Raw genomic sequence first — 20,728 nt, 5'->3', positions numbered from 1 at the left:
ATCAAGGCTTCGCTAGTGAAGTTCGTCAAAGACGAAGATGGTCTGACCATTGTGGAATACGCGGTGGCAGGTGGGCTAATAACCCTGGCGGTTGTCACTGCTTTTACCACCTTGGGCACCGCCATTATCACCCAGCTCGGTAGGCTAGCTGCTTGTATGGGCGCCACGGGTGCGGGGACGTGCACATAAGTCTATTCCCAGTGAGAGATGCAGCGATGCCTATTGAGCAGATGTTTACATCAATAGTTCTGTTAGGGCTGCTAGGTATTGCGGTGGTGAGCGACCTTCGTCGCCACCGCATCCCCAACCTGCTGGTTCTTGTAGGACTTGTTTTGGGTTTGACCAGTCAGGTTTACGCCAGTGGAGTTGAGGGGCTTGGTAATGCTGCGCTGGCCATGCTGATCGGCTTTGCAGTGTTTCTACCCTTGTACGCCCTGGGCGGTATGGCCGCCGGGGACGTCAAGTTGATGGCCATGGTCGGATGTTTTTTTACACCGCATAACGCGTTGTGGACGGCGTTTTTCAGTCTGATGGCCGGTGGTTTGTGCGGTTTTTTGATCATCCTTTTTCGTGGCCAGCTGCTGCGAACCTTCGCGCGCTACTGGTTGATATTAAGGGCGCGAACCTACTTGGTTCCGGCGGTAGATGAAGTGGCCGGAAAGCCTTTCCCATACTCCGTTGCAATTTTGCTCGGAACCCTGGCCAGTGGCTATTGGCTGCAGATCGGCCCGTAGCCCAGGAGGCTAGTCATGCATGTCATCGTCGAAAGTGATGCCTACCCCAGCGATAGGGGAGCGGTGCAACGCCTGGCTCCCCAGCCCTGCACTATCCGTGAAACCGGCCTGACGGACAGTTTTCTCGGAGAGTTAGTGTGCAAGCATTTGTTTGATGCCGGCGTGCTGGACATGTCGCGGCTGGTGGAGCGCCTGGCGCTTACTGGTGCTGTACTTGAAGAGGTCCTGGCGTTTCTGCGCAAGGATGGTCGTGTCGAAGTGCTGGGCCAGGTGAGCCAAACGGGTGGGCAGTCGCTGCGTTATGGCCTGACCGAACGCGGACGCAGTGCCGCCCGCGATGCCCTGTCGCGTAGCGGTTACATAGGAGCAGCACCGTTTCCGGTGAGTACCTACCGGTCCCTGATCAAACTGCAGACCATTCACCATGGTCGCATCAACGCCAACGATATGCGCAATGCCCTGGCAGGCGTAGTGCTCACGGAGGAGATGCTCGATCAGTTGGGTGTGGCGATGAACTCCGGGCGCGCGATCATGATTTATGGCCCCGCGGGTACTGGCAAGACTTATGTCAGCAGCCGGCTGATCCGCCTGTTCGCCGAAGCAATCTGGGTCCCTCATGCCATCGTCATCAACGAGTCGGTGATCGAGATCTATGACCCGCAGGTGCATCAGCGCCTCGATGACAACGCTCAACAGAACAATCTGATGCTCAACGAAGGGATCGACCGTCGACTGCTGTGCTGTAAACGCCCGATCGTCATCACGGGCGGTGAATTGAGCATGGAACAGCTGGATGTTCGTTATGACCCTTTCACCCGTCAATACCAGGCTGCCCTGCAGCTCAAGGCCAGCAATGGCCTATTCATCATCGACGATATGGGGCGCCAGCGCATGGCACCCGCCGAGCTGCTCAATCGCTGGATCGTCCCGATGGAAGAGAAGCGTGACTTTCTCAATTTGGGCGGCGGTCGGCATTGCGAGTTGCCGTTCGATCTGATTCTGGTGTTCTCCACCAACCTCAATCCCCTGGAGCTGGCCGATGAGGCCTTCCTTCGCCGGATTGGCTACAAGCTGCAATTCGGTTACCTGAAGCCTGAGGAGTACGAAAAGATTTGGCGTCAGGAAAGTGAGCGACTGGGCATTTCCTATGACCCGTTGCTGGTGCGTTATGTATTGCAAAGGCTTTATGCAAGTGAAGGCATGCCCCTGGTGCCCTGCCATCCCCGCGATCTCCTGAACATGGCGCTCGATCGCCAGCGTTATATCGGCGGTTCCGGACCACTGTCACCGAAAGAGTTGGAATGGGCCTGGCACAACTACTTCGTCCAGCTCGACTTTCTTTGATACGGAGATACTGACATGAGCTCTCGCACGCTTACCCTGATAGGCGCTTCCCTGGCCATGGGCCTTGGGGCGGCATGGATGGCCGACTCCTGGCTGAGCGCGCGGCTCAATGCCAGCCCGGATGATCACCTTCGAAACGTTGTGGTCGCCACGGTCGAGATTCCATTCGGGCAGATGGTCGAGGCCCAGCAGGTCACGACCGTACGCATGCCCATGGATACGATCCCGGAGGATGCCTTCGATGCCAGCGAAAAAGCCGTGGGCAAGATCGCAACCTTCGACATTCTGCGGGGCGACATCGTGCGCGGTGCGCGTCTGAGCGAGCACCTGGGGGGCAGCACCCTGGCCTCTTTGATTGCGCCTGACAAACGCGCCATATCGGTACGTGTGGACGATGTGGTCGGTGTCGGCGGATTCCTGTTACCGGGTAACCGGGTCGATGTACTGGCGACCAAAACCACCAATTCCGGCAGTAACAGCGCCACGTCCAGGACCATCCTCGAGAACTTGCGGGTGTTGGCGGTGGATCAGACTGCGGGTACCGACAAGACGCAACCGGTAGTGGTGCGCGCAGTGACGCTGGAGATGTCGGCTTCTGAAGCGGAAGCCCTGGTCACGGCGCAGACGGAAGGCAAGTTGCAACTGGCGCTGCGTAACCCGCTGAACCTCGAGAAGAAAACCCCGGCCGTTGCGCCAGCTACGCCTTTTGCACCTGCTGCCCCGGTCATGGCTGTGGCCACCGCCGAGGCGCCAAAACGCGTGATACAGCGCAGCAGTGGCGAGGGCGGGGGTATCACCGTTATCCGCGGGATCGAAGCCAAAGTAGTCAACATTCGCTGACAGGGCGCAACGGGTATCTGGACACCAGGGTATTGGCGGAGCCGATCCGGATCCGTATCGGCAATCGAGGGCTTGATGATGAATCTTCGTATTCGGCGGCCGTTCACTTCGACGCCAAGGCGCCAGGAAGGATCGGTGAGTGCATTGATGGTGATCGCGCTGGCGGCGATGGCCATGATGGCGGCGTTGGCCTTGGATGGCGGGCATATAATGCTGAACAAAACGCGCCTGCAGAATGCGGTGGACGCCGCCGCCCTGAGTGGCGCCAAAACCCTGAGTCAGGTAGAGGGGGGCGTCAACAGTGTCAGCGCGGCCAACGCGACGCGTACCGCCGCGTTCAATACGCTGACACAAAATGCCAATGCCACAGGCAACAACGAATTGGCCACGGCGGTCGGCGGCGACGTCGGTGCATTTGCAGTGGTGGAACTGGCAAGCAGCGTCTATGGCCCGTTCACCTTTCCCGGGCCGACGGATGCCAAATACGTTCGGGTATCGGTAGCGAGTTATAGCCTGACGGGATTTTTCTGGAGCTTCGCCCAGTCATTAGGCGCCGTGGGTAACAAGGCGGTGGCGGCGATCGCCACCGCGGGACCCAGCCCTACCAGCCCCTGCGATCTCGCGCCTTTGATGGTCTGTGGCGATCCGGCTCAATACAACCCGGGCGCCGGTATGTTCTGGGGCTTCCAGTTTGGTGATTTGAAGGTATTGAAGACGGCTTCCGGCAATCAGTCGCCCATTGGTCCAGGCAACTTTCAGTTGCTCGATTTTGGCTCGGGCGGCAATGCGGTCAGGGAGGAGATGGCCGGAGGCGGCAAGGTCTGCCGCAATGTGGGAGACAACGTCACGACCGAGCCTGGCAACAAGGTCGGCCCTGCATCTCAAGGCCTGAATACGCGCTTCGGCATCTACAACGGCCCGGTCAGTGCCTCGGACTATCCGCCGGACCTGGTGACCACGTCCAGTAATCCCCCCATCACTGACGACGGCACAGGCCCGAAGTACCAAGGGCAAACCATCACCTCGAACAATGGCACTCTCACGGCAGGCGGCAACCCGATACTGGACTACAACGACTGGCGTACGAGCGTTGCCGCGTGTGTGGCAGGGGGCAGTGGCTGTCAGGGCAATGGGGTGTTCGAGCGCCGGATGCTGAAAATCGTGGTGGGCAACTGCGCCGGGAAAAACAGTGGTTCAACCTCGATTCCCGTCCTCGGTTTTGGTTGTTATTTCGTGGTGCAGCCCATGGATGGCGGCGGCGGGGAAGCGGAGATCTTCGGCCAGTTCGTGAAGGAGTGCGAAGGCGACAACGTGGCCGGCCCCTCGCCATCCACCGATTCCGGCCCGCAGATCATTCAGCTCTACAAAACCTATCTCAACGGCAGCAGCACTCCGAGCACTGACTCGTAGGGGGCGTCATGAGACTTCATGGATTTAAACATCTGCAGCGCCAGCAAGGCCTGGCCATGGTGGAATTCACCCTCATCCTGCCGGTGTTGCTGTTGCTGCTACTGGGCTTCGGTGAATTCGGCCGTATGTTCTATCAGTACAACTTGTTGCTGCAGGCCAGCCGCGATGCCGACCGTTTCGTCGCCAGCCAGGCCTGGGACTCGACGCTGGGGGCGGTCGCTCTGAGCGATACGTTGAAGACTCAGACGAAAAACGTTGCGGTGTATGGCGTACCTGCCAACACCGGGACCGCTGTGGTGTCAGGGTTGACGACTGGCAACGTGGTCGTTGCCGCAGTGGGCACCGACCATGTGCGGGTCACTATCACATACACGTTCTGCCCGGTGATTGGCGCTGGCAATTGCGCCGGATCGCTTCCCGGTTTTTTTGGCAATTCGATTGCACTGGGCATTCCGCTGGTCGCCACTACCGTGATGAGGGCCCTGTGATGAATAGAAAACACATGCGCGGCGCCTATATGGTGGAGTTCGCCATCGTTGGTCTGCTGGTGTTCACGCTGTTGTTCGGCGTAGTGGAAATGGGCCGCCTGTACTTCACGGTCAATGCGCTGGATGAAGCCGTACGCCGTGGTACGCGCCTGGCGGCGGTGTGCAATATCAGCGATCCGGTGGTGTTGCGGCGGGCGATCTTCAATGCCGCGGGCAATGCAGGTAATAGCCAGTTGATCGGCGATCTGGCCACCACCCATCTGACGTTGACCTACCTGGACGCAGACGGTGCTCTGGTGGCCAACCCCGCTGACACTGTCAGCGCCAATGGTTTTCGTGCCATCCGCTATGTCCGGTTGAGCTTGCAAAATTTCGTATTCAATCTGTTTATTCCCGGGTTCGGTGTGCCCTTTACGCTGCCTACATTCAGGGCAACGTTGCCACGTGAAAGCCTCGGGCGTCATTCCGATTCCGGGGAGATCACGCCATGCTGAATACCAAGGAAAATCCACTCTCTACCTCGACCGGCAAAGCCGGGCTACGGTTGCTGATCAGCAGCCGTGATGCCACGTCGTTGCGCGACCTGCAGAGCGTCTGCCAACGCATGCCCAGCCTGGAGGTCAGCACTCGCCTGGTGAGCAATGGGCATGTCGACCCGCTCTACGGCCTGGACCGGATGCCCGATCTGTTGCTGTTGCGAGTCAGCCACCTGTGGCGTGAAGAGCTGTCGGCACTGTTGCAGCGCCCGGCCCATGAGCGTCCGCCGATGTTGGTGTGCGGTCTGCTGAGCGAACAGGAAAGCATGCGCCTGGCGATGCAGGCCGGCGCCCGTGACGTGCTGCCGGAGCCCGTCGCCGAGACGGAACTGGTCGCCGCTTTGAATCGGCTGGTCATGGAGGTTCGGACCGGCAGCGGGACAGAAGGGAAATTGCTCGCCGTGATCAGCGCCAAGGGAGGATCCGGCGGCACCATGCTGGCTTGCAACCTGGCTCAGCAACTCAGCATGAAGGGTGGCAGTACCCTGTTGCTGGATATGGACCTGCAATTTGGCAGCGTGACGCATTACCTGGATGTGGCGCAAACCCACAGCCACCTGGAGGTGTTGCATCAGATCGACGGCATGGACAGCGTCGCGCTACGGGGTTTTTGCAGTCACTTCAGCCCGACTTTGCATGTACTGGGTGGACGAGCCGGTGAGCTGTGTCTGACGCAGGATGCCCAGCCTGAGCAACTCGACACCCTCATGCAGTTGGCCCGCGCCAGCTATGACTGGGTAGTGATCGATCTGCCTCGGCAAATCGACCACCTCACCGGCTCCGTACTGGAACAGGTGGATCGGGTGTACGTGGTGGTGCAGCAGAGCGTCAGCCATCTGCGCGATGCCAGCTCCCTGGTGCGGATTCTTCGCGAAGACCTGGGCGTGCGTGGGGATCAGTTGCAGATAGTGGTCAACCGCTATGACAAGGCGGCAGCGGTCAGCCTCAAGGATATCGGCGAGGCACTGCGTAGCACGAATCTGTCGAAATTACCCAACGACTTCAACCAGGTCAGTCAGAGCCAGAACACTGGCGTGCCGTTGGAGCTGCATGCGCCGAAAGCAGCGATCACCGCTGCGCTGCGCAACGTGGCCGATGAGCTGGTCGGCAATCAGATGGCTGGAAAAAAAGGCGTGTTCAAACGCGCATTCAACCGTTTTTTCGGGGGGTGACCCATGATCAGCGACTTTCGTAACCGCTTGCGCAAACAGTCCGGTAAATCCACCTCGTCGCAGGCTAACCAGCCGGGTGACGACCAGCCGGATCCGGCCGAGGAAATAATGGCGTGGGAACGTGCAACGCCGGATGTTCTTTACGAAACCAAAAGTCAGGTCACCCCGGTGGAAGCCGAGTGGCGGGAAAAGATTTACCAGCAGTTGCTCAAGGTCATGGATCTGTCCTTGCTGGACTCCCTGGAACAGCCTGAGGCCGCGCGGCAGATTCGTGATATTTGCCAGCGTCTTCTCGATGAGCATTCGGCACCGGTGAGTACTTCCAGCCGCCAGTTGATCATCAAGCAGATTATCGACGAGGTGCTCGGTCTGGGGCCTCTGGAACCGCTGCTGGCCGACCACACTGTGTCCGACATTTTGGTCAACCGGCATGACTCGGTGTACGTCGAGCGCTTCGGTAAGCTGCAACGCACTGATGTGCGTTTTCGCAATGATCAGCATTTGCTGAACATCATTGACCGCATCGTCTCCAGCCTGGGTCGGCGTATCGATGAGTCTTCGCCATTGGTGGATGCGCGGCTCAAGGACGGTTCGCGGGTCAACGCGATTATTCCGCCGCTGGCCATCGACGGCCCGAGCATGTCGATCCGGCGCTTTGCGGTGGACCTGCTCAATACCGACAGCCTGATCCAGGTGGGGGCGTTGACCCCGGCCATTGCCCTGCTGCTCAAGGCGATTGTCCGTGGGCGCTTGAACGTGCTGATTTCCGGCGGTACCGGCAGCGGCAAAACCACCATGCTCAATGTCCTGTCCAGTTTCATTCCGCACAACGAGCGGATCGTCACCATCGAGGATTCGGCTGAACTGCAACTGCAGCAGCCCCATGTGGTGCGCCTGGAAACCCGGCCTTCGAATATCGAGGGGCGCGGCGAGGTGAGCCAGCGGGAGTTGGTGCGCAACAGCCTGCGGATGCGGCCGGACCGCATCGTGATCGGCGAAGTGCGCGGCGCCGAGGCGCTGGACATGCTGACGGCGATGAACACCGGTCACGACGGCTCGCTGACCACGATCCACGCCAACACCGCGCGTGATGCATTGGGGCGAATCGAGAACATGGTGTCGATGACCGGGGCGACCTTTCCGATCAAGGCCATGCGCCAACAAATCGCTTCGGCCATCGGAGTGGTCATCCAGCTGGAACGCCAGGAGGACGGCAAGCGCCGCCTGGTCAGCGTGCAGGAGATCAATGGTATGGAGGGCGAGATCATCACCATGACCGAAATCTTCTCCTTCGTGCGCCACGGCATGGGCGAAAACGGCGAAGTACTCGGTGATTTTCGGCCCAGCGGCATGATCCCCGCCTTCCGCGATGTGCTGGCCAAGCGCGGTATCGAGTTGCCGCTTGCGATGTTCAGGCCTGAGTGGATGGAGGCACGGCAATCATGAGCCAGGTTCCTGGTGAATTCATTCTGATGTTCCTCGGCATGGTGTTTATTGCCGTCTTCCTCCTGTCCCAGGGCGTGGCGGTGCCGGTATTCGGCGAGGCCGGCAAGATGCGCAAGCGTATTCGTGGCCGCTTGCATGTACTGGAGAAAGCCAACAATCAGTCCAGTATGCAGACCGTGTTGCGACAGAAATACCTGACGCGTTTGTCGCCATTGGAGGCCTGGCTTGAGCAGCTGCCTTTTATGGAGGCATTGACGCAAATGATTGAGCAGTCCGGGCACGAATACCGAGTCTATCGGGTATTGCTGCTCGGGCTGGTGCTGGGAGTCTGGGCGGGTATCTTGATCTGGATGGTTTGGTCAGTCTGGTGGATGGCGCTGCTGGTGGGTTTCGCGGTCTTCTGGTTACCCATACTGAAAATCTCTCGCGACCGTGGCAAGCGTTTCGCTGCGTTCGAGGAAGGCCTGCCGGATGCGCTGGACGCGATGTGTCGCGCTTTGCGCGCCGGACACCCCTTCAACGAAACCCTGCGCCTGGTGGCCGAGGAGCACAAGGGGCCGGTCGCTCATGAGTTCGGCCTGACGTTCGCCGATATCAACTATGGCAACGATGTGCGCCGGGCCATGCTCGGTCTGCTGGAGAGGATGCCAAGCATGACGGTGATGATGCTGGTGACCTCGCTCCTTATCCATCGCGAGACCGGCGGTAATCTGACCGAGGTGCTGGAGCGTCTGAGTCTGCTGATCCGCGGGCGCTTCCGCTTTCAGCGCAAGGTCAAAACCCTGTCGGCCGAAGGGCGGATGTCGGCCTGGATACTGGTGGCCATTCCCTTCGTACTGGCGGCTGTGATTTTGTTGATTACCCCTAAATACATGCCATTGCTGCTCAATGATCCGGTGGGCCATAAGCTGATATTTTGGGCTTTTGGTGCCATGTTGGTCGGGATTTTCTGGATTCGCAAAATTATCCGGATTCAGGTTTAAGCGGTATTCGCTACCGGGAGGTACAGGCCATGGATTTTTTACTCGGGTTATTCAGTCGGGTCACGGGGAACGAGGAGATGGCGCGCCTGTTGTTCCTTGGCGCGATTGGTTTGAGTACGGTACTTGCGGTGGGTGCCGTGATCCTGCTGATGATGGGGCTTCAGGATCCCGTGCAGCGTCGTCTGGCGCTGATCAAGCGTGGTCATTTAGGCAACGCGAACGGGCAGGAAGCTCCGGGTAACCTGCAACTGTTGCTGGAGCGGGTCGGCCAGCGCTTTGCCTCGGCCGAGTCGGCTCAAACATCCGCCACCCAGACCCTGTTAATGCATGCGGGGTACCGCTCCTCGTCGGCGGTGCAGATGTACTGGGCAGTGCGCTTGATGTTACCGCTGTTATTGATCGGTATTACGTTGCTGCTGTTGCCGATGATTCCCAAGGTTTCCCTGATCATGGGGCTGCTGTTGGTGGGCTTGGTGGCGGGTATCGGATGGTTGGTGCCAGCGCTGTATGTCGCCAAGCGCAAACAGAAGCGACAAGGCCGGCTGCGCGCCGCGTTTCCGGATGCGCTGGATCTGATGGTAGTGTGCGTGGAGTCGGGCCTGGCCTTGCCCGCGACCATCGAACGGGTGGCTGAGGAGATGTCGGTCAGTCAGGTCGATCTGGCTGAAGAACTGGCCCTGGTCAATGCACAAATCCGCGCGGGTATTTCCAGTACCGCGGCGCTCAAGCAACTGGCTGTGCGCACTGGGCTGGATGACGTACAAGGTCTGGTCAGCCTGTTGGCGCAGAGTATCCGTTTTGGTACCAGCGTGGCCGACACCTTGCGCATCTATGCCGAAGAGTTCCGTGACCGGCGTACGCAGGCCGCCGAAGAGATGGGGGCGAAAATCGGTACCAAGCTGATATTTCCACTGATTTTCTGTCTATGGCCGAGCTTCTTTCTGGTCGCTATCGGCCCCGCATTGATTGGGGTACTCAAAGCATTCGGGTGAGGTAAAACAGCCGGAGGCTGTCGAGCGCGATGGCCTCACCACCCGAGCGGGATCTGCACTTGATCTACACATCTCCCGGAGCTGCCGCAGGCTGCGATCTTTTGATTTTTCTGGCCTGGGCCTTAATTCAGAAGATCGCAGCCTGCGGCAGCTTCGGGGGTAATTCGGTAAGGATTGGATAATGTGTAGATACCACTGCTTTCCTGCACACGACATCAAGCCCGGCTTTGCAGCCAGGCTACTCTGGACTCCCCCAGAGGCAGATCACCAAGCGATATGCCTCAGTTGCCGATGGTCATTTCTCCCGCTGCATCCTGGTCATAAAATTCCGGAATCGGGTAGTTGAAGCTGTTCAGCCAGCGCTGCATGGCCAAGTCGCGTTCGGTGGCCGAAGCGGTTTGCAGGTGAGGGGAGGCAACTACACCGCGAATCTGCAGTTGCAGCCACTGTTCAGTGCCTTGTTGGTACGGCGAAGAGGGGCCCGGCTCAATGGCCCAGGCAGTGGTTGAGAGGCAAGCCGTGCACAGGATCAACAGCCGTTTGGTATTCATCTCGACTCCTCGTACGTTCTACTTGTTCGCACTGGTAGAGGCATCGGCTACCTCAGTCTTGCGATTGCCATCGGTAGCCACCACTTTTTTGGCAGAGGCCTTGAGTTTTTCCGCGCGGGTTTGAGCCTCTACGACTTGCTTGGGGCTCAAGTCGGCGCGGGTCACGAGTTCGGCGGCCGCCTTCCAGTTATCCTGATAGATCAGCAACGTCACCATGTTGAGTGCCGCCAGTGTGTTTGCCTGCTTGAGCTCCATGGCGGTCATGAACTCAAAGCGTGCTTCAGGGATCCGTCGCTGATTGAGGTAGACGACCCCCAGGTCATTTCGCATCCTGTCGTCGGTGGGGGCCATCTTCACCGCACGCTCAAGGTGAGTGGCAGCACTGGCGTTATCATTTCTGGCGGCGGCCAACTGGCCCAGGCCATGTTCCCCTTCAGCCGCCAGACAGGTGCCGAGCAAGCTTTCGTACAACGGCTGCGCGTCGCCGCTACGCCCCATCAAGCGAAGCACCCGAGCCTTGCGCAGACGAACCTGGACCACGCTATCGGGCAAACCTTCCAGATTCGCCAGGCTGGCATACAAACGGCCTTCTTCGGCCATGTTATCTGCCAGGTTCAGGGACAGTTCTTGCTCCGAACCGGGCTTGGCACAGCTGGCCGGTCGCGAAGACAGGCCATTGCTGGCACAACCTGCGAGCATTAATGTCGCCGCTATTGCAATGACTGCTTTCATCGAATGTCCCCTGGCCACAACACGTTGAACGCCTGGCCAATGGCAATACAGCTGGCTCGGCAAGCGTGCAAAGTCACCGTTACGAGTGAGGGCGAGACAAGTCTGGTTCAGGCTCCAGTTCATTGCGAGAGCCCACTGAGACTGTCGAAGTCGCCATTTTCCAGGAAAAACATGCGGTAGAAGTTCGGGTCGTAATTGCGCAGCTGCTCGCCAGGCAACGACGGTAGTTGTGCATTGGCAGCCAGTGGCTGGACCAGATGCGGGGTGACGATCATCAGCAGTTCGCGCTCTTCACGGTTGATGGTGTTGTCGCGGAAAAACGCGCCCAGAACCGGGATATCTCCCAGCCCCGGAAACTTGTTCACCTGGGAATCGTTGTGGGAGCTGATCAGGCCGCTGATGACGAAGCTTTCGCCGTCGGCCAGGGAGATGCTGGTATCTGTACGGCGCACGGTCAGGGCCGGGACTACCGTGCCGGCAATGCTCACTGCGTTGGTGAAGTCCAGTTCACTGACTTCCGGCGCCACCTTCAGCGCGATACGGTTTTTCCCGACGATGGTCGGCGTCAGGGTCAGGCGGATACCGAATTCCTTGTACTCGATGAACACGCTATCGCTGCCTGAACTGGGCACCGGAATCGGTATTTCACCGCCGGCCAGGAAGCTCGCACTTTGCCCACTGAGCGCTACCAGGCTTGGCCGCGCCAGGGTATAGGCGAAACCGCTGCCCTCCAGCGCGTTGAGTGCCACCAGGGTACTGCCGGTAGCAAACGTGAGGTTGAACTGGTCGTTTCTCACCGGTATCGACGGCGTGACAATGCCGCCAATGGTGGGCACGGTTCTCGGCGAGCCGAACAGCCAGTTGCCCCGGACGCCGAAAATCGAGGCGGAGGCTTCCTTGAGCTTGGTTCGGCTGACTTCAACGAAGCGGATATCGGTCTGCACCTGGCTCGGCAGCAGCGGGTCGTCGGAAGGCACCGACGGCGCGCTGGTCAGCGCCGACGTGGCTTTACCCTTGACGAACACCATGCTTTGGCGCGGCGTTTTCGAACAGGCCGTCCAGACCATCAGGCTGGTGGTCCCCGGCGCAATGCCCGTGAGTATGAACGCGTTGCTGCCGCTGGGTTGCACGTCGGCAATTTTCGGGTCGCCCACCGCCAGTTGCGTTACCGGAACGGGGCTGCGCAATTCATTCTGCAGTCCCTGACCGACCTCGTACGTTGTCGGCCAATTGTCCAATTGCGGGCAATTGGCCGGCGCGGCCTGAGCCGCTTCCACGCTGAGGCCCATCCAGAACAGGCCATGGATAATTCGCTTGAAAGCGGGCACTGGACGAAAGTTCATTAAGTACATCCTCACTGGATAGGCCAACTTTAGGCTGACAGAGTAGTCTCGGATCACTTCACGGGGATCGGACTATCCCCCCCAATGCGCCAGACCACTCATCCATGGCCCAGGCGTTATTCCTTGCGTGCTACACACGAGCGGGCGTAATTCGCTGATCTGGTGGGACAGCGAGCGACCTTTGCTGAAACGGTTTTCAGTGATCCGGTGACCTGGACTGCCGGCAAGAGCGATACTCGCGGCCATGGACGGCGCTGTCTGCTGTCCTGATTTCCCCTGAAAGTAATCGGCAATGCAGGTACAGAGCCGGAAAACGCCTGCCAGGATCATGGTGAGGTAACTCCTTTTGCCAGTCCGCTATCTGATCACTGAAGCTAACGTGGAAACTCGAGCCGTTATGACTTCTTGTAGTTTGAAGGTAGTTCAATCAAACCAAAGTGCCATGAATTTAAAGAAAACCCTTGGTGCAAAGTCAGGATTCAAGCAGGCGGGCGAGGGGGGCGGGCAAGGTCGTGGCACAGTGCGGTTGCCTGAAACCGGCGGGTTGCGCTGAAGGCAATAAACAAAAAAGGCCCGCATACTCAAGCATGCGGGCCTTTGGCATCACGGATTGAAGATCAGTGCTTGCTGTCCTGGTTCGACAGCGCCAGCAGCTGCTTTTCCTGGTTCCAGTCGAAAGGTTCGTCGTTCTGTTCGGCTTCGAAGCGGCGCTCTTCCAGTGCCTGGTACAGGTCGATTTCTTCATCGGACAAGTAGTGCAGGCAATCACCGGCGAAATACCACAGCAGATCCCGTGGAATCAGGTGGGCGATTTGCGGATAACGGGAAATGACTTGAGTCAGGATGTCCTGGCCCAGGTATTGGCTTTCGATCGGATCGATCGGCAGTGACGCCAGCAGTTCGTCGAAGCGCTCAAGGAACAAGACATGGCTTTCTTCGGGAACCTGCTCGGCCTCACCTACGGCGACCAGGATGCTGCGCAGGTGGTCGAGTAAAACGAGATGATCGGCAACGATGTTGGACACGAGATAAGTCCTCAAGAGCAAAACGGGCGCGGGAGTATAAAGCGCCCGTGCCCGTTTTTACATGCTTGAAAGGATCAGCGGACTTTTCCCTTGGCCAGTGCCAAAGCCTTTTGGTCAAAGTCGTCGACATCGATCACCTTGCGCCGGGCCGCCTCGGCTTCACGCAGGGTTTGGGCTTCCACCGGCTGCAATACACCCGCCTCGAGTGCGGCATCGATCACCGATTCGCCGGCTACCGGTTTGACCTGGCCACTCTTGAGTGCCACATGCAACTTCTTCTGCAACGGCTGTGCGTCGCTCAACAGATTGCAGGCGTGTTGCAATGCACCGACCGGATCGTCGCTCGCTTGCGGGCGGTAGCACCCCAGGAGCACTTCCTCCAGTGCCGGGTCGCCCTTGGCGCGGCCAATCAACCCGGCGACTTCGGCGCCGAGTTTGTCCGATGGCCCTTTGTGCCGGCGACCGAACGGGAACACGATCACTCGCAACAGGCAGCCCACGACCTTGTTCGGGAAGTTGCTCAGCAGTTCATCCATGGCCCGTTCCGCCTGGCCCAGGCTTTCTTCCATGGCCCAGGTCAGCAGTGGTGTCATGTACTGCGGTGAGTCGAGGTCGTTGTAGCGCTTGAGTGCGGCCGAGGCCAGGTAAAGGTTGCTCAGTACGTCGCCTAGCCGTGCAGACAGGCGTTCGCGGCGTTTCAGTGCGCCGCCCAGCAACATCATGCTGAGGTCGGCGAGCAGGGCGAATGCAGCGGCCTGACGGTTGAGGGCGCGGAAATAAGCCTGGCTGAGTTTGTCGCCCGGGGTGTGTTCCAGGTGCCCGAAACCGAGATTGAGCACCAGCGTACTGGCGGCGTTGCCCACGGCAAAACCGATGTGCTTGAGCAGCAGGTCATCGAACTCTCTGAGCGCCTGATCCTTGTCTTCACGACCGGCGAGGGCCATTTCCTTGAGCACGAAGGGATGGCAGCGGATTGCGCCCTGGCCGAAGATCATCAGGTTGCGCGAGAGAATGTTCGCGCCTTCGACGGTGATGAAAATCGGCGCGCAGTTCCATTTGCGGCCGAGGTAATTGTTCGGCCCCATGATGATCGCCTTGCCGCCGTGCACATCCATCGCATCGCTGATGCAGTCGCGGGCGCGCTCGGTCAGGTGGTACTTGAGAATTGCCGACAGCACCGACGGTTTCTCGCCCAGATCGACCGCATTGGCGGTCAGCATGCGGGCGGCGTCCATCATCCAGGTGTTGCCGCCAATGCGGGCCATGGCTTCCTGGATGCCTTCGAACGTGGCAATCGGCACATTGAACTGCTCGCGAACCTGAGCGTATTGGCCCGTTACCAGGCTGGTGAACTTGGCCATGCCGGTACCCACCGCCGGCAGGGAAATCGAACGCCCGACCGACAGGCAATTCATCAGCATCATCCAGCCTTTGCCGAGCATCTCCTGGCCGCCGATGAGGAACTCCAGCGGGATGAACACGTCCTTGCCCGAGTTCGGGCCATTCATGAAAGCCGCGCCCAAGGGCAGGTGCCGGCGGCCGATCTCGACACCGGCGATGTCGGTTGGAACCAGTGCCAGGCTGATGCCCAGGTCTTCCTTGTCGCCCAGCAGGTGATCCGGATCGTAGGCCTTGAAAGCCAGGCCGAGGAGGGTGGCCACCGGACCGAGGGTGATGTAGCGTTTTTCCCAGTTCAGGCGCAGGCCGAGGACTTCCTGGCCCTCCCATTCACCTTTGCAGACCACCCCGGAGTCCGGCATGCCGCCGGCGTCGGAGCCGGCCAGCGGACCGGTCAGGGCAAAGCACGGGATGTCGTCGCCGCGCGCCAGGCGAGGCAGGTAATGATTGCGTTGTTCGTCGGTGCCGTAGTGCAGCAACAGTTCGGCCGGGCCGAGGGAGTTGGGGACCATCACGGTGGAGGCGAGGTCGCCGCTGTGGCTCGCCAGTTTCATCGCCACTTGCGAGTGGGCGTAGGCGGAGAAGCCCTTGCCGCCAAACTCCTTGGGGATGATCAGGGCGAAGAAGCCATTGTCCTTGATGAAGGTCCAGGCTTGCGGCGGCAGGTCCATGGTTTGACCGAGCTGCCATTCACTGACCATGGCGCAGAGCTCATCGGTCGGCCCGTCGATGAAAGCCTGTTCCTCTTCATTCAATTGCGCCTTGGGATAGGACAGCAGTTTGCTCCAGTCCGGACGGCCACTGAACAGTTCACCGTCCCACCAGACCGTGCCGGCGTCGATGGCATCGCGTTCGGTTTGCGACATCGGCGGCAGGGTTTTCTGGAACCAGTTGAACATCGGCGCGCTGAACAATTTGCGGCGCAGGTCGGGCAGCAGCAAGGGGGCTGCGACGGCGGCGATCAACACCCAGAAAACCAGCAACAACCAGCCTGGCGCGCGACTGAAAGCGCCCATGGCCACGAGATAGATGGCCACGATGACCAAGGCGGGCAGTGGGGCAATGCGGCGGTGGGCCAAATAAGCAATTGCGACCAACAGAACCAGTATCCACAACAGCAGCATATTCATTCCTCCGTGAAACCAGGGCGAACCAGCCCACAGAGCTTAGACGGCATCCGCGAAACAGGCTGGTTGGAACGATGTGATTGGGGTCGTGGGAAACCCCGGATGATTTTCGTGCGACAAATGGGCCACACACGTGGGGAAAGCATTCATCGAGCGAGCGGCAAAGCGCCCATGTTTGGCCGAAACGTCGTTATCTCTGTGCTGAAGCTCTCGCTAGACTCGGGGCTTCCCTTGGAGATTATTCTCATGCACGAGTACCTGAGTCCCGGCCGCTTCATCGATAGTGACCATCCGTCCGTGGTGGAGTTCGCCGAAAAGCACCGCGGCGTCAGTCGCGATCCGCTGGAGCAGGCGATCAGTCTCTATTACGCCGTGCGCGAAGCGGTGCGCTACAACCCGTACACATTCAGTCGCGATCCCCAGACCCTGCGCGGCAGTCATGCGCTGGCGGCCGGGGAGAGTTACTGCGTGCCCAAGGCTACGCTGCTGGCAGGTGCCGCGCGGCATTGCGGGATTCCCGCGCGGATCGGCCTGGCGGATGTGCGCAATCATCTGTCGACGCCACGACTGCTTGAATTGCTCAAGAGCGACATGTTCGCCATGCACGGCTACACCGAATTTTACTTGCAGGATCGATGGGTCAAGGCGACGCCAGCGTTCAACCGCAAACTCTGCGACCTGTTCAATGTGGCGCCGCTGGAATTCGACGGGATCAGCGACAGCGTTTTTCATCCCTTCAATCGCGATGGCGCGAAGCTGATGGAGTACCTCGTCGATCACGGCCAGTTCGCCGACGTACCTGAAGCGTTCTTTTTCGAACACCTGGAAAAATGCTATCCGCACCTGTTCGGTGAGCAACAGCAACCGCTGTTGGGCGACATGCAGAGCGATTTGAGTCGCGCCTGATCCGGCGTATGCTGCCTGCCCACTTACCGAAAAAGAGGCGGTCATGCTGAAGATCTGGGGTCGGAAAAACTCATCGAATGTCAGAAAACCATTGTGGACCGCCGAAGAACTGGGGCTGGCCTATGAGGCGATCGACGCCGGTGGTGCCTTTGGTGTCGTCGATACGCCCGAATACCGCGCCATGAATCCCAATGGTCGCGTGCCTGTCATTGAAGACGACGGATTTGTGTTGTGGGAGTCCAACGCCATCGTGCGTTATCTGATGGCCCTGCATGCCGACGGCACGGCCTGGTACCCGAATAATCCAAAGGCCCGCGCCACAGCAGACAAGTGGATGGACTGGACCACCTCAAGCTTTGCCGGCCCGTTCCGTACAGTGTTCTGGGGCGTGCTGCGTACCCCGGCAGACCAGCAGGACTGGCCCGCGATCAAGGCGGCGATCAAGGAATGCGACACGCTGCTGGCGATGGCCGATCAGGCGTTGGCGAACAAGCCCTACCTGTCCGGGGACGAGATCGGCATGGGCGATATTCCCTTGGGCAGTTTCATTTATGCCTGGTTCGAGATGCCGATCGAGCGTGCGCCACAGCCGCATCTGCAGGCCTGGTACGCGCGGTTGAAACAGCGTCCGGCGTATCAAAAGGCGGTCATGACCGCGTTGACTTAATACTCACTATCGACACGCTTGACTGTACTTGTGTGACGGCGACAAGCACCATTGTGCCAAGTTGTTGCGGTTGTATTGTTCGCCGCCGCCCATACTTATCCCTTTCTTCCCTTCTTGGTGCGTAAATCAGATATGAGTTCCGCTCTGTCCATCCGGCAGCTAACCAAAACCTACGGCAACGGTTTCCAGGCCCTGAGTGGTATCGATCTGGATGTCGCCGAAGGTGACTTCTTCGCCTTGCTCGGCCCGAACGGCGCCGGCAAATCCACGACCATCGGCATTCTCTCGACCCTGGTGAACAAGACCAGCGGCACGGTGAACATCTTCGGTCACGACCTGGACAGGAATCCTGCGCAGCTCAAGCGCTCCATCGGCGTGGTGCCCCAGGAATTCAACTTCAACCAGTTCGAAAAGACCTTCGACATCGTCGTGACCCAGGCCGGCTACTACGGCATCCCGGCGAAAATCGCCAAGGAACGCGCCGAACAGTACCTGACCCAGCTCGGCCTGTGGGACAAGAAGGACGTGCCGTCGCGCTCGCTGTCCGGCGGCATGAAGCGTCGTCTGATGATCGCCCGCGCGCTGGTTCATGAACCGCGTCTGCTGATCCTCGACGAACCGACCGCCGGGGTGGACATCGAACTGCGTCGTTCGATGTGGAGCTTCCTCACCGAGCTGAACCAGAAAGGCATCACCATCATCCTCACCACCCACTACCTGGAAGAGGCTGAGCAGTTGTGCCGCAACATCGGCATCATCGACCACGGCACCATCGTCGAGAACACCAGCATGAAGCAGTTGCTCAGCCAATTGCATGTGGAAACGTTCCTGCTGGATATGAAGAACACGTTGCAAGTGGCGCCGCAGTTGCTCGGCTACCCGTCCCGGCTGATCGACAGCCACACCCTGGAAGTCCAGGTGGACAAGTCCATGGGCATCACCGCGCTGTTCACCCAGTTGGCACAGCAGAACATCGAAGTACTGAGCCTGCGTAACAAAACCAATCGCCTCGAGGAGTTGTTCGTGTCCCTGGTGGAGAAAAATCTGTCGAAGGTGGCGGTATGAGTTCCGAGCTGCGCCCCAACCTCGTTGCCCTCAACACCATCGTTTACCGTGAAGTCCGGCGTTTCACCCGGATCTGGCCGCAGACTTTGCTGCCACCGGCCATCACCATGGTCCTGTACTTCGTGATCTTCGGTAATCTGATCGGTCGGCAGATCGGCGACATGGGTGGCTTCACTTACATGGAGTACATCGTGCCGGGGCTGATCATGATGTCGGTGATCACCAACTCCTATGGCAACGTGGTGTCGAGTTTCTTCGGCAGCAAGTTCCAGCGGTCCATTGAAGAACTGATGGTCTCGCCGCTGTCGCCGCACACCATCCTGATCGGCTACACCCTGGGCGGTGTATTGCGCGGGTTGATGGTGGGGATCATCGTGACCCTGCTGTCGCTGTTCTTCACCCACTTGCAGGTGCATCACCTGGGCGTGACCATTCTGGTGGTGGTGCTGACCGCGACGATCTTCTCGTTGCTGGGCTTCATCAACGCCGTTTTTGCGCGCAATTTCGATGACATTTCGATCATTCCGACTTTCGTGCTGACGCCTCTGACCTACCTGGGCGGGGTCTTCTACTCGATCACCTTGCTGCCGCCGTTCTGGCAGACCGTGTCCCTGGCCAACCCGGTATTGCACATGGTCAACGCGTTCCGCTACGGCATCCTTGGCGTTTCGGATATCCGCATCAGCGTGGCCATCGCCTTCATGCTGGTCGCGACCGTGGTGCTGTATCTCGGTAGTGCAAGGTTGCTGGTCAGCGGGCGCGGGATGCGTACCTGAGAAATACCGAGTCGTCTGTTTCGCGGGCAAGCCCGCTCCCACAGGTTTCTGGTGTGAATGCGATTCATGTCACTCAGCAGATCCTTGTGGGAGCGGGCTTGCTCCGGGCGGCGTTCCGACGATGGCGTCAGTCCAGACCCTGCATAAAAAAACGGCCTGCACATGGAGGCCGTTTTGCATTTTCACATCCGGCTCTGCTTGCGCCGCTTCCACTGCCTGGCCACCCACCAGCGCCAATACATCATCACCAGGAAGTAGGCCAGTGCGCCGAGTGCCAGCCCCGTCACCACCGAGCCCAACAGAAACGGTTGCCACAAGGTCGAGATTTCGCCCCTGATCCATTCCCAGGTCAGTGAGTCCGGCAACTGCCGGGTGGGGACGTCCATCAGCCAGGCGCCGGTCTGGTAGGTGCAAAAGAACACGGCAGGCATGGTGATCGGGTTGGTCAGCCAGACCAGGCTCACGGCAATCGGCATGTTGCCGCGCACGATAATGGCGAGGGTTGCCGCCAGCAGCATCTGCAACGGGATTGGCAGGAACGCCGCGAACAAACCCACGGCCATGGCACGGGCCACGGAGTGGCGGTTGAGGTGCCACAGGTTGGGGTCATGCAGCAGCGTGCCGAGAAAGCGTAAGGACTTGTGTTCCCTGATGCTCATCGGGTCTGGCATGTAACGTTTGAATAAGCGCCGGGGCATAGGGCTTCTCGGTCGGTCAGGGTGGCAAGTATGTCTGGATTCTATGAACTGCCCATTCAGACTTTGTGACAATTGATAACGGCGCCCGCGCGACGGGCGGGCTAAGCCTTGGAGGGGACTCTCAAGGACGGGCTTATGCGCACAGGGATGATGGCGTTGGCGCTGGGTCTGCTGACTTTGCGTTTTTTACCGGCGTTGCCGCCGGTCTGGTTGTGGCTGGCGATGCCGGTGGCGGGTTTGATGTTGTTGCCATTCAGGACGTATCCGGTGGCGTTTTACCTGTTCGGTTTGAGTTGGGCCTGCGCGAATGCGCAGTGGGCGCTGGATGACCGGTTGCCGCCGGCACTGGACGGAGAAACCCGCTGGGTCGAAGGGCGGGTCACGGGCTTGCCCCGGCATGACGACGGTGTCGTGCGATTCGAATTGACCGACATCCAGTCCCGACGTACCCGGTTGCCGCGGCAAATGCGTCTGGCCTGGTATGGCGGGGCGCCG

The 20,728-nt window shown here is 59.4% G+C and carries 22 protein-coding genes; 16 read left to right on the top strand and 6 right to left on the bottom strand.

The features are described from left to right. From PMI34_RS00730 to PMI34_RS00780, 11 genes are all read left to right on the top strand, one after another. Positions 1-189 (top strand): Flp family type IVb pilin (locus PMI34_RS00730; RefSeq protein ID WP_238538843.1); only part of this gene is annotated, 189 nt, incomplete at its 5' end. A 26-nt stretch (positions 190-215) separates the two neighbouring features. Continuing rightward, on the top strand, positions 216-734 hold the full coding sequence (locus PMI34_RS00735; RefSeq protein ID WP_008054128.1) for an A24 family peptidase: 519 nt from the start codon (positions 216-218) through the stop codon (positions 732-734). Positions 735-749: 15 nt separating this feature from the next. Then, a complete protein-coding gene (locus PMI34_RS00740) occupies positions 750-2,078 on the top strand; it encodes a hypothetical protein (RefSeq protein WP_008054127.1) in 1,329 nt (442 codons plus the stop codon). A 15-nt stretch (positions 2,079-2,093) separates the two neighbouring features. Further along, complete coding sequence (cpaB, locus tag PMI34_RS00745) at positions 2,094-2,918, top strand: Flp pilus assembly protein CpaB (RefSeq protein ID WP_008054126.1); 825 nt, start codon at positions 2,094-2,096, stop codon at positions 2,916-2,918. Positions 2,919-2,993: 75 nt separating this feature from the next. Continuing rightward, positions 2,994-4,328 (top strand): Tad domain-containing protein, encoded by a 1,335-nt coding sequence (locus tag PMI34_RS00750; RefSeq protein ID WP_008054125.1) that lies wholly within the window; start codon positions 2,994-2,996, stop codon positions 4,326-4,328. A gap of 8 nt (positions 4,329-4,336) precedes the next feature. Beyond that, complete coding sequence (locus PMI34_RS00755; protein WP_008054122.1) at positions 4,337-4,816, top strand: TadE/TadG family type IV pilus assembly protein; 480 nt, start codon at positions 4,337-4,339, stop codon at positions 4,814-4,816. Beyond that, the gene (locus PMI34_RS00760) at positions 4,816-5,310 is read left to right on the top strand and encodes a TadE/TadG family type IV pilus assembly protein (protein WP_008054121.1); all 495 of its coding nucleotides are present in this window, start codon (positions 4,816-4,818) and stop codon (positions 5,308-5,310) included. Before PMI34_RS00755 ends, PMI34_RS00760 begins: the two co-directional genes overlap by 1 nt. Then, positions 5,304-6,524, top strand: coding sequence for an AAA family ATPase (locus PMI34_RS00765; protein WP_008054120.1), 1,221 nt, complete (start codon positions 5,304-5,306; stop codon positions 6,522-6,524). Before PMI34_RS00760 ends, PMI34_RS00765 begins: the two co-directional genes overlap by 7 nt. 3 nt (positions 6,525-6,527) lie before the next feature. Then, on the top strand, positions 6,528-7,970 hold the full coding sequence (locus PMI34_RS00770) for a CpaF family protein (RefSeq protein ID WP_008054119.1): 1,443 nt from the start codon (positions 6,528-6,530) through the stop codon (positions 7,968-7,970). Then, complete coding sequence (locus tag PMI34_RS00775; RefSeq protein ID WP_008054118.1) at positions 7,967-8,953, top strand: type II secretion system F family protein; 987 nt, start codon at positions 7,967-7,969, stop codon at positions 8,951-8,953. Before PMI34_RS00770 ends, PMI34_RS00775 begins: the two co-directional genes overlap by 4 nt. A 29-nt stretch (positions 8,954-8,982) precedes the next feature. Next, a complete protein-coding gene (locus PMI34_RS00780) occupies positions 8,983-9,945 on the top strand; it encodes a type II secretion system F family protein (protein WP_008054117.1) in 963 nt (320 codons plus the stop codon). A 281-nt stretch (positions 9,946-10,226) separates the two neighbouring features. Here the strand turns inward: PMI34_RS00780 and PMI34_RS00785 are convergent, their stop codons facing one another. The 5 genes from PMI34_RS00785 to PMI34_RS00805 all read right to left on the bottom strand — a co-directional run bounded on the left by PMI34_RS00785 (position 10,227) and on the right by PMI34_RS00805 (position 16,118). Then, on the bottom strand, positions 10,227-10,496 hold the full coding sequence (locus PMI34_RS00785; RefSeq protein ID WP_008054116.1) for a DUF3613 domain-containing protein: 270 nt from the start codon (positions 10,494-10,496) through the stop codon (positions 10,227-10,229). An 18-nt stretch (positions 10,497-10,514) separates the two neighbouring features. Continuing rightward, positions 10,515-11,228, bottom strand: coding sequence for a tetratricopeptide repeat protein (locus PMI34_RS00790; RefSeq protein WP_008054115.1), 714 nt, complete (start codon positions 11,226-11,228; stop codon positions 10,515-10,517). A 119-nt stretch (positions 11,229-11,347) separates the two neighbouring features. Next, positions 11,348-12,571, bottom strand: coding sequence for a type II and III secretion system protein family protein (locus tag PMI34_RS00795; RefSeq protein WP_008054114.1), 1,224 nt, complete (start codon positions 12,569-12,571; stop codon positions 11,348-11,350). A gap of 617 nt (positions 12,572-13,188) precedes the next feature. Continuing rightward, complete coding sequence (locus PMI34_RS00800) at positions 13,189-13,596, bottom strand: PA2817 family protein (protein WP_008054112.1); 408 nt, start codon at positions 13,594-13,596, stop codon at positions 13,189-13,191. A gap of 74 nt (positions 13,597-13,670) precedes the next feature. After that, complete coding sequence (locus PMI34_RS00805) at positions 13,671-16,118, bottom strand: acyl-CoA dehydrogenase (protein ID WP_008054111.1); 2,448 nt, start codon at positions 16,116-16,118, stop codon at positions 13,671-13,673. Positions 16,119-16,367: 249 nt separating this feature from the next. Between PMI34_RS00805 and PMI34_RS00810 the strand changes: the two genes are divergently transcribed. The 4 genes from PMI34_RS00810 to PMI34_RS00825 all read left to right on the top strand — a co-directional run bounded on the left by PMI34_RS00810 (position 16,368) and on the right by PMI34_RS00825 (position 19,535). Further along, positions 16,368-17,027, top strand: a complete 660-nt coding sequence (locus PMI34_RS00810) for a transglutaminase-like domain-containing protein (RefSeq protein ID WP_008054110.1) — start codon at positions 16,368-16,370, stop codon at positions 17,025-17,027. A gap of 43 nt (positions 17,028-17,070) precedes the next feature. After that, positions 17,071-17,694 (top strand): glutathione S-transferase family protein, encoded by a 624-nt coding sequence (locus PMI34_RS00815; RefSeq protein WP_008054109.1) that lies wholly within the window; start codon positions 17,071-17,073, stop codon positions 17,692-17,694. Positions 17,695-17,826: 132 nt separating this feature from the next. After that, positions 17,827-18,759, top strand: coding sequence for an ABC transporter ATP-binding protein (locus tag PMI34_RS00820; RefSeq protein WP_008054108.1), 933 nt, complete (start codon positions 17,827-17,829; stop codon positions 18,757-18,759). Next, entirely contained in the window at positions 18,756-19,535 is a 780-nt protein-coding gene (locus PMI34_RS00825) for an ABC transporter permease (RefSeq protein WP_008054107.1), read from the top strand. The genes PMI34_RS00820 and PMI34_RS00825 overlap by 4 nt, the downstream gene beginning before the upstream one ends. Before the next feature lie 182 nt (positions 19,536-19,717). On the opposite strand, the gene PMI34_RS00830 is transcribed toward PMI34_RS00825, so the two are convergent. Then, the gene (locus PMI34_RS00830; RefSeq protein WP_008054106.1) at positions 19,718-20,233 is read right to left on the bottom strand and encodes a DUF2062 domain-containing protein; all 516 of its coding nucleotides are present in this window, start codon (positions 20,231-20,233) and stop codon (positions 19,718-19,720) included. A 135-nt stretch (positions 20,234-20,368) separates the two neighbouring features. Here PMI34_RS00830 and PMI34_RS00835 point away from each other — a divergent pair. Next, a partial coding sequence (locus PMI34_RS00835) for a DUF4131 domain-containing protein (protein WP_008054105.1) occupies positions 20,369-20,728 on the top strand: 360 nt, incomplete at its 3' end.

Origin of the sequence: Pseudomonas sp. GM74, assembly GCF_000282455.1 — a bacterium.
Classification (GTDB): Bacteria; Pseudomonadota; Gammaproteobacteria; order Pseudomonadales; family Pseudomonadaceae; genus Aquipseudomonas.
Note: the sequence above shows the minus strand (reverse complement) of the source record. Positions and strands in the feature narration are given on the sequence as shown.

Coding starts and splice junctions, on each gene's coding strand:
- PMI34_RS00825 (WP_008054107.1), top strand. CDS start 18,756: ATGAGTTCCGAGCTGCGCCCCAACCTCGTTGCCCTCAACACCATCGTT.
- PMI34_RS00775 (WP_008054118.1), top strand. CDS start 7,967: ATGAGCCAGGTTCCTGGTGAATTCATTCTGATGTTCCTCGGCATGGTG.
- PMI34_RS00760 (WP_008054121.1), top strand. CDS start 4,816: ATGAATAGAAAACACATGCGCGGCGCCTATATGGTGGAGTTCGCCATC.
- PMI34_RS00770 (WP_008054119.1), top strand. CDS start 6,528: ATGATCAGCGACTTTCGTAACCGCTTGCGCAAACAGTCCGGTAAATCC.
- PMI34_RS00735 (WP_008054128.1), top strand. CDS start 216: ATGCCTATTGAGCAGATGTTTACATCAATAGTTCTGTTAGGGCTGCTA.
- PMI34_RS00830 (WP_008054106.1), bottom strand. CDS start 20,233: ATGCCCCGGCGCTTATTCAAACGTTACATGCCAGACCCGATGAGCATC.
- cpaB (WP_008054126.1), top strand. CDS start 2,094: ATGAGCTCTCGCACGCTTACCCTGATAGGCGCTTCCCTGGCCATGGGC.
- PMI34_RS00765 (WP_008054120.1), top strand. CDS start 5,304: ATGCTGAATACCAAGGAAAATCCACTCTCTACCTCGACCGGCAAAGCC.
- PMI34_RS00810 (WP_008054110.1), top strand. CDS start 16,368: ATGCACGAGTACCTGAGTCCCGGCCGCTTCATCGATAGTGACCATCCG.
- PMI34_RS00815 (WP_008054109.1), top strand. CDS start 17,071: ATGCTGAAGATCTGGGGTCGGAAAAACTCATCGAATGTCAGAAAACCA.
- PMI34_RS00790 (WP_008054115.1), bottom strand. CDS start 11,228: ATGAAAGCAGTCATTGCAATAGCGGCGACATTAATGCTCGCAGGTTGT.
- PMI34_RS00740 (WP_008054127.1), top strand. CDS start 750: ATGCATGTCATCGTCGAAAGTGATGCCTACCCCAGCGATAGGGGAGCG.
- PMI34_RS00750 (WP_008054125.1), top strand. CDS start 2,994: ATGATGAATCTTCGTATTCGGCGGCCGTTCACTTCGACGCCAAGGCGC.
- PMI34_RS00805 (WP_008054111.1), bottom strand. CDS start 16,118: ATGCTGCTGTTGTGGATACTGGTTCTGTTGGTCGCAATTGCTTATTTG.
- PMI34_RS00785 (WP_008054116.1), bottom strand. CDS start 10,496: ATGAATACCAAACGGCTGTTGATCCTGTGCACGGCTTGCCTCTCAACC.
- PMI34_RS00780 (WP_008054117.1), top strand. CDS start 8,983: ATGGATTTTTTACTCGGGTTATTCAGTCGGGTCACGGGGAACGAGGAG.
- PMI34_RS00820 (WP_008054108.1), top strand. CDS start 17,827: ATGAGTTCCGCTCTGTCCATCCGGCAGCTAACCAAAACCTACGGCAAC.
- PMI34_RS00755 (WP_008054122.1), top strand. CDS start 4,337: ATGAGACTTCATGGATTTAAACATCTGCAGCGCCAGCAAGGCCTGGCC.
- PMI34_RS00795 (WP_008054114.1), bottom strand. CDS start 12,571: ATGAACTTTCGTCCAGTGCCCGCTTTCAAGCGAATTATCCATGGCCTG.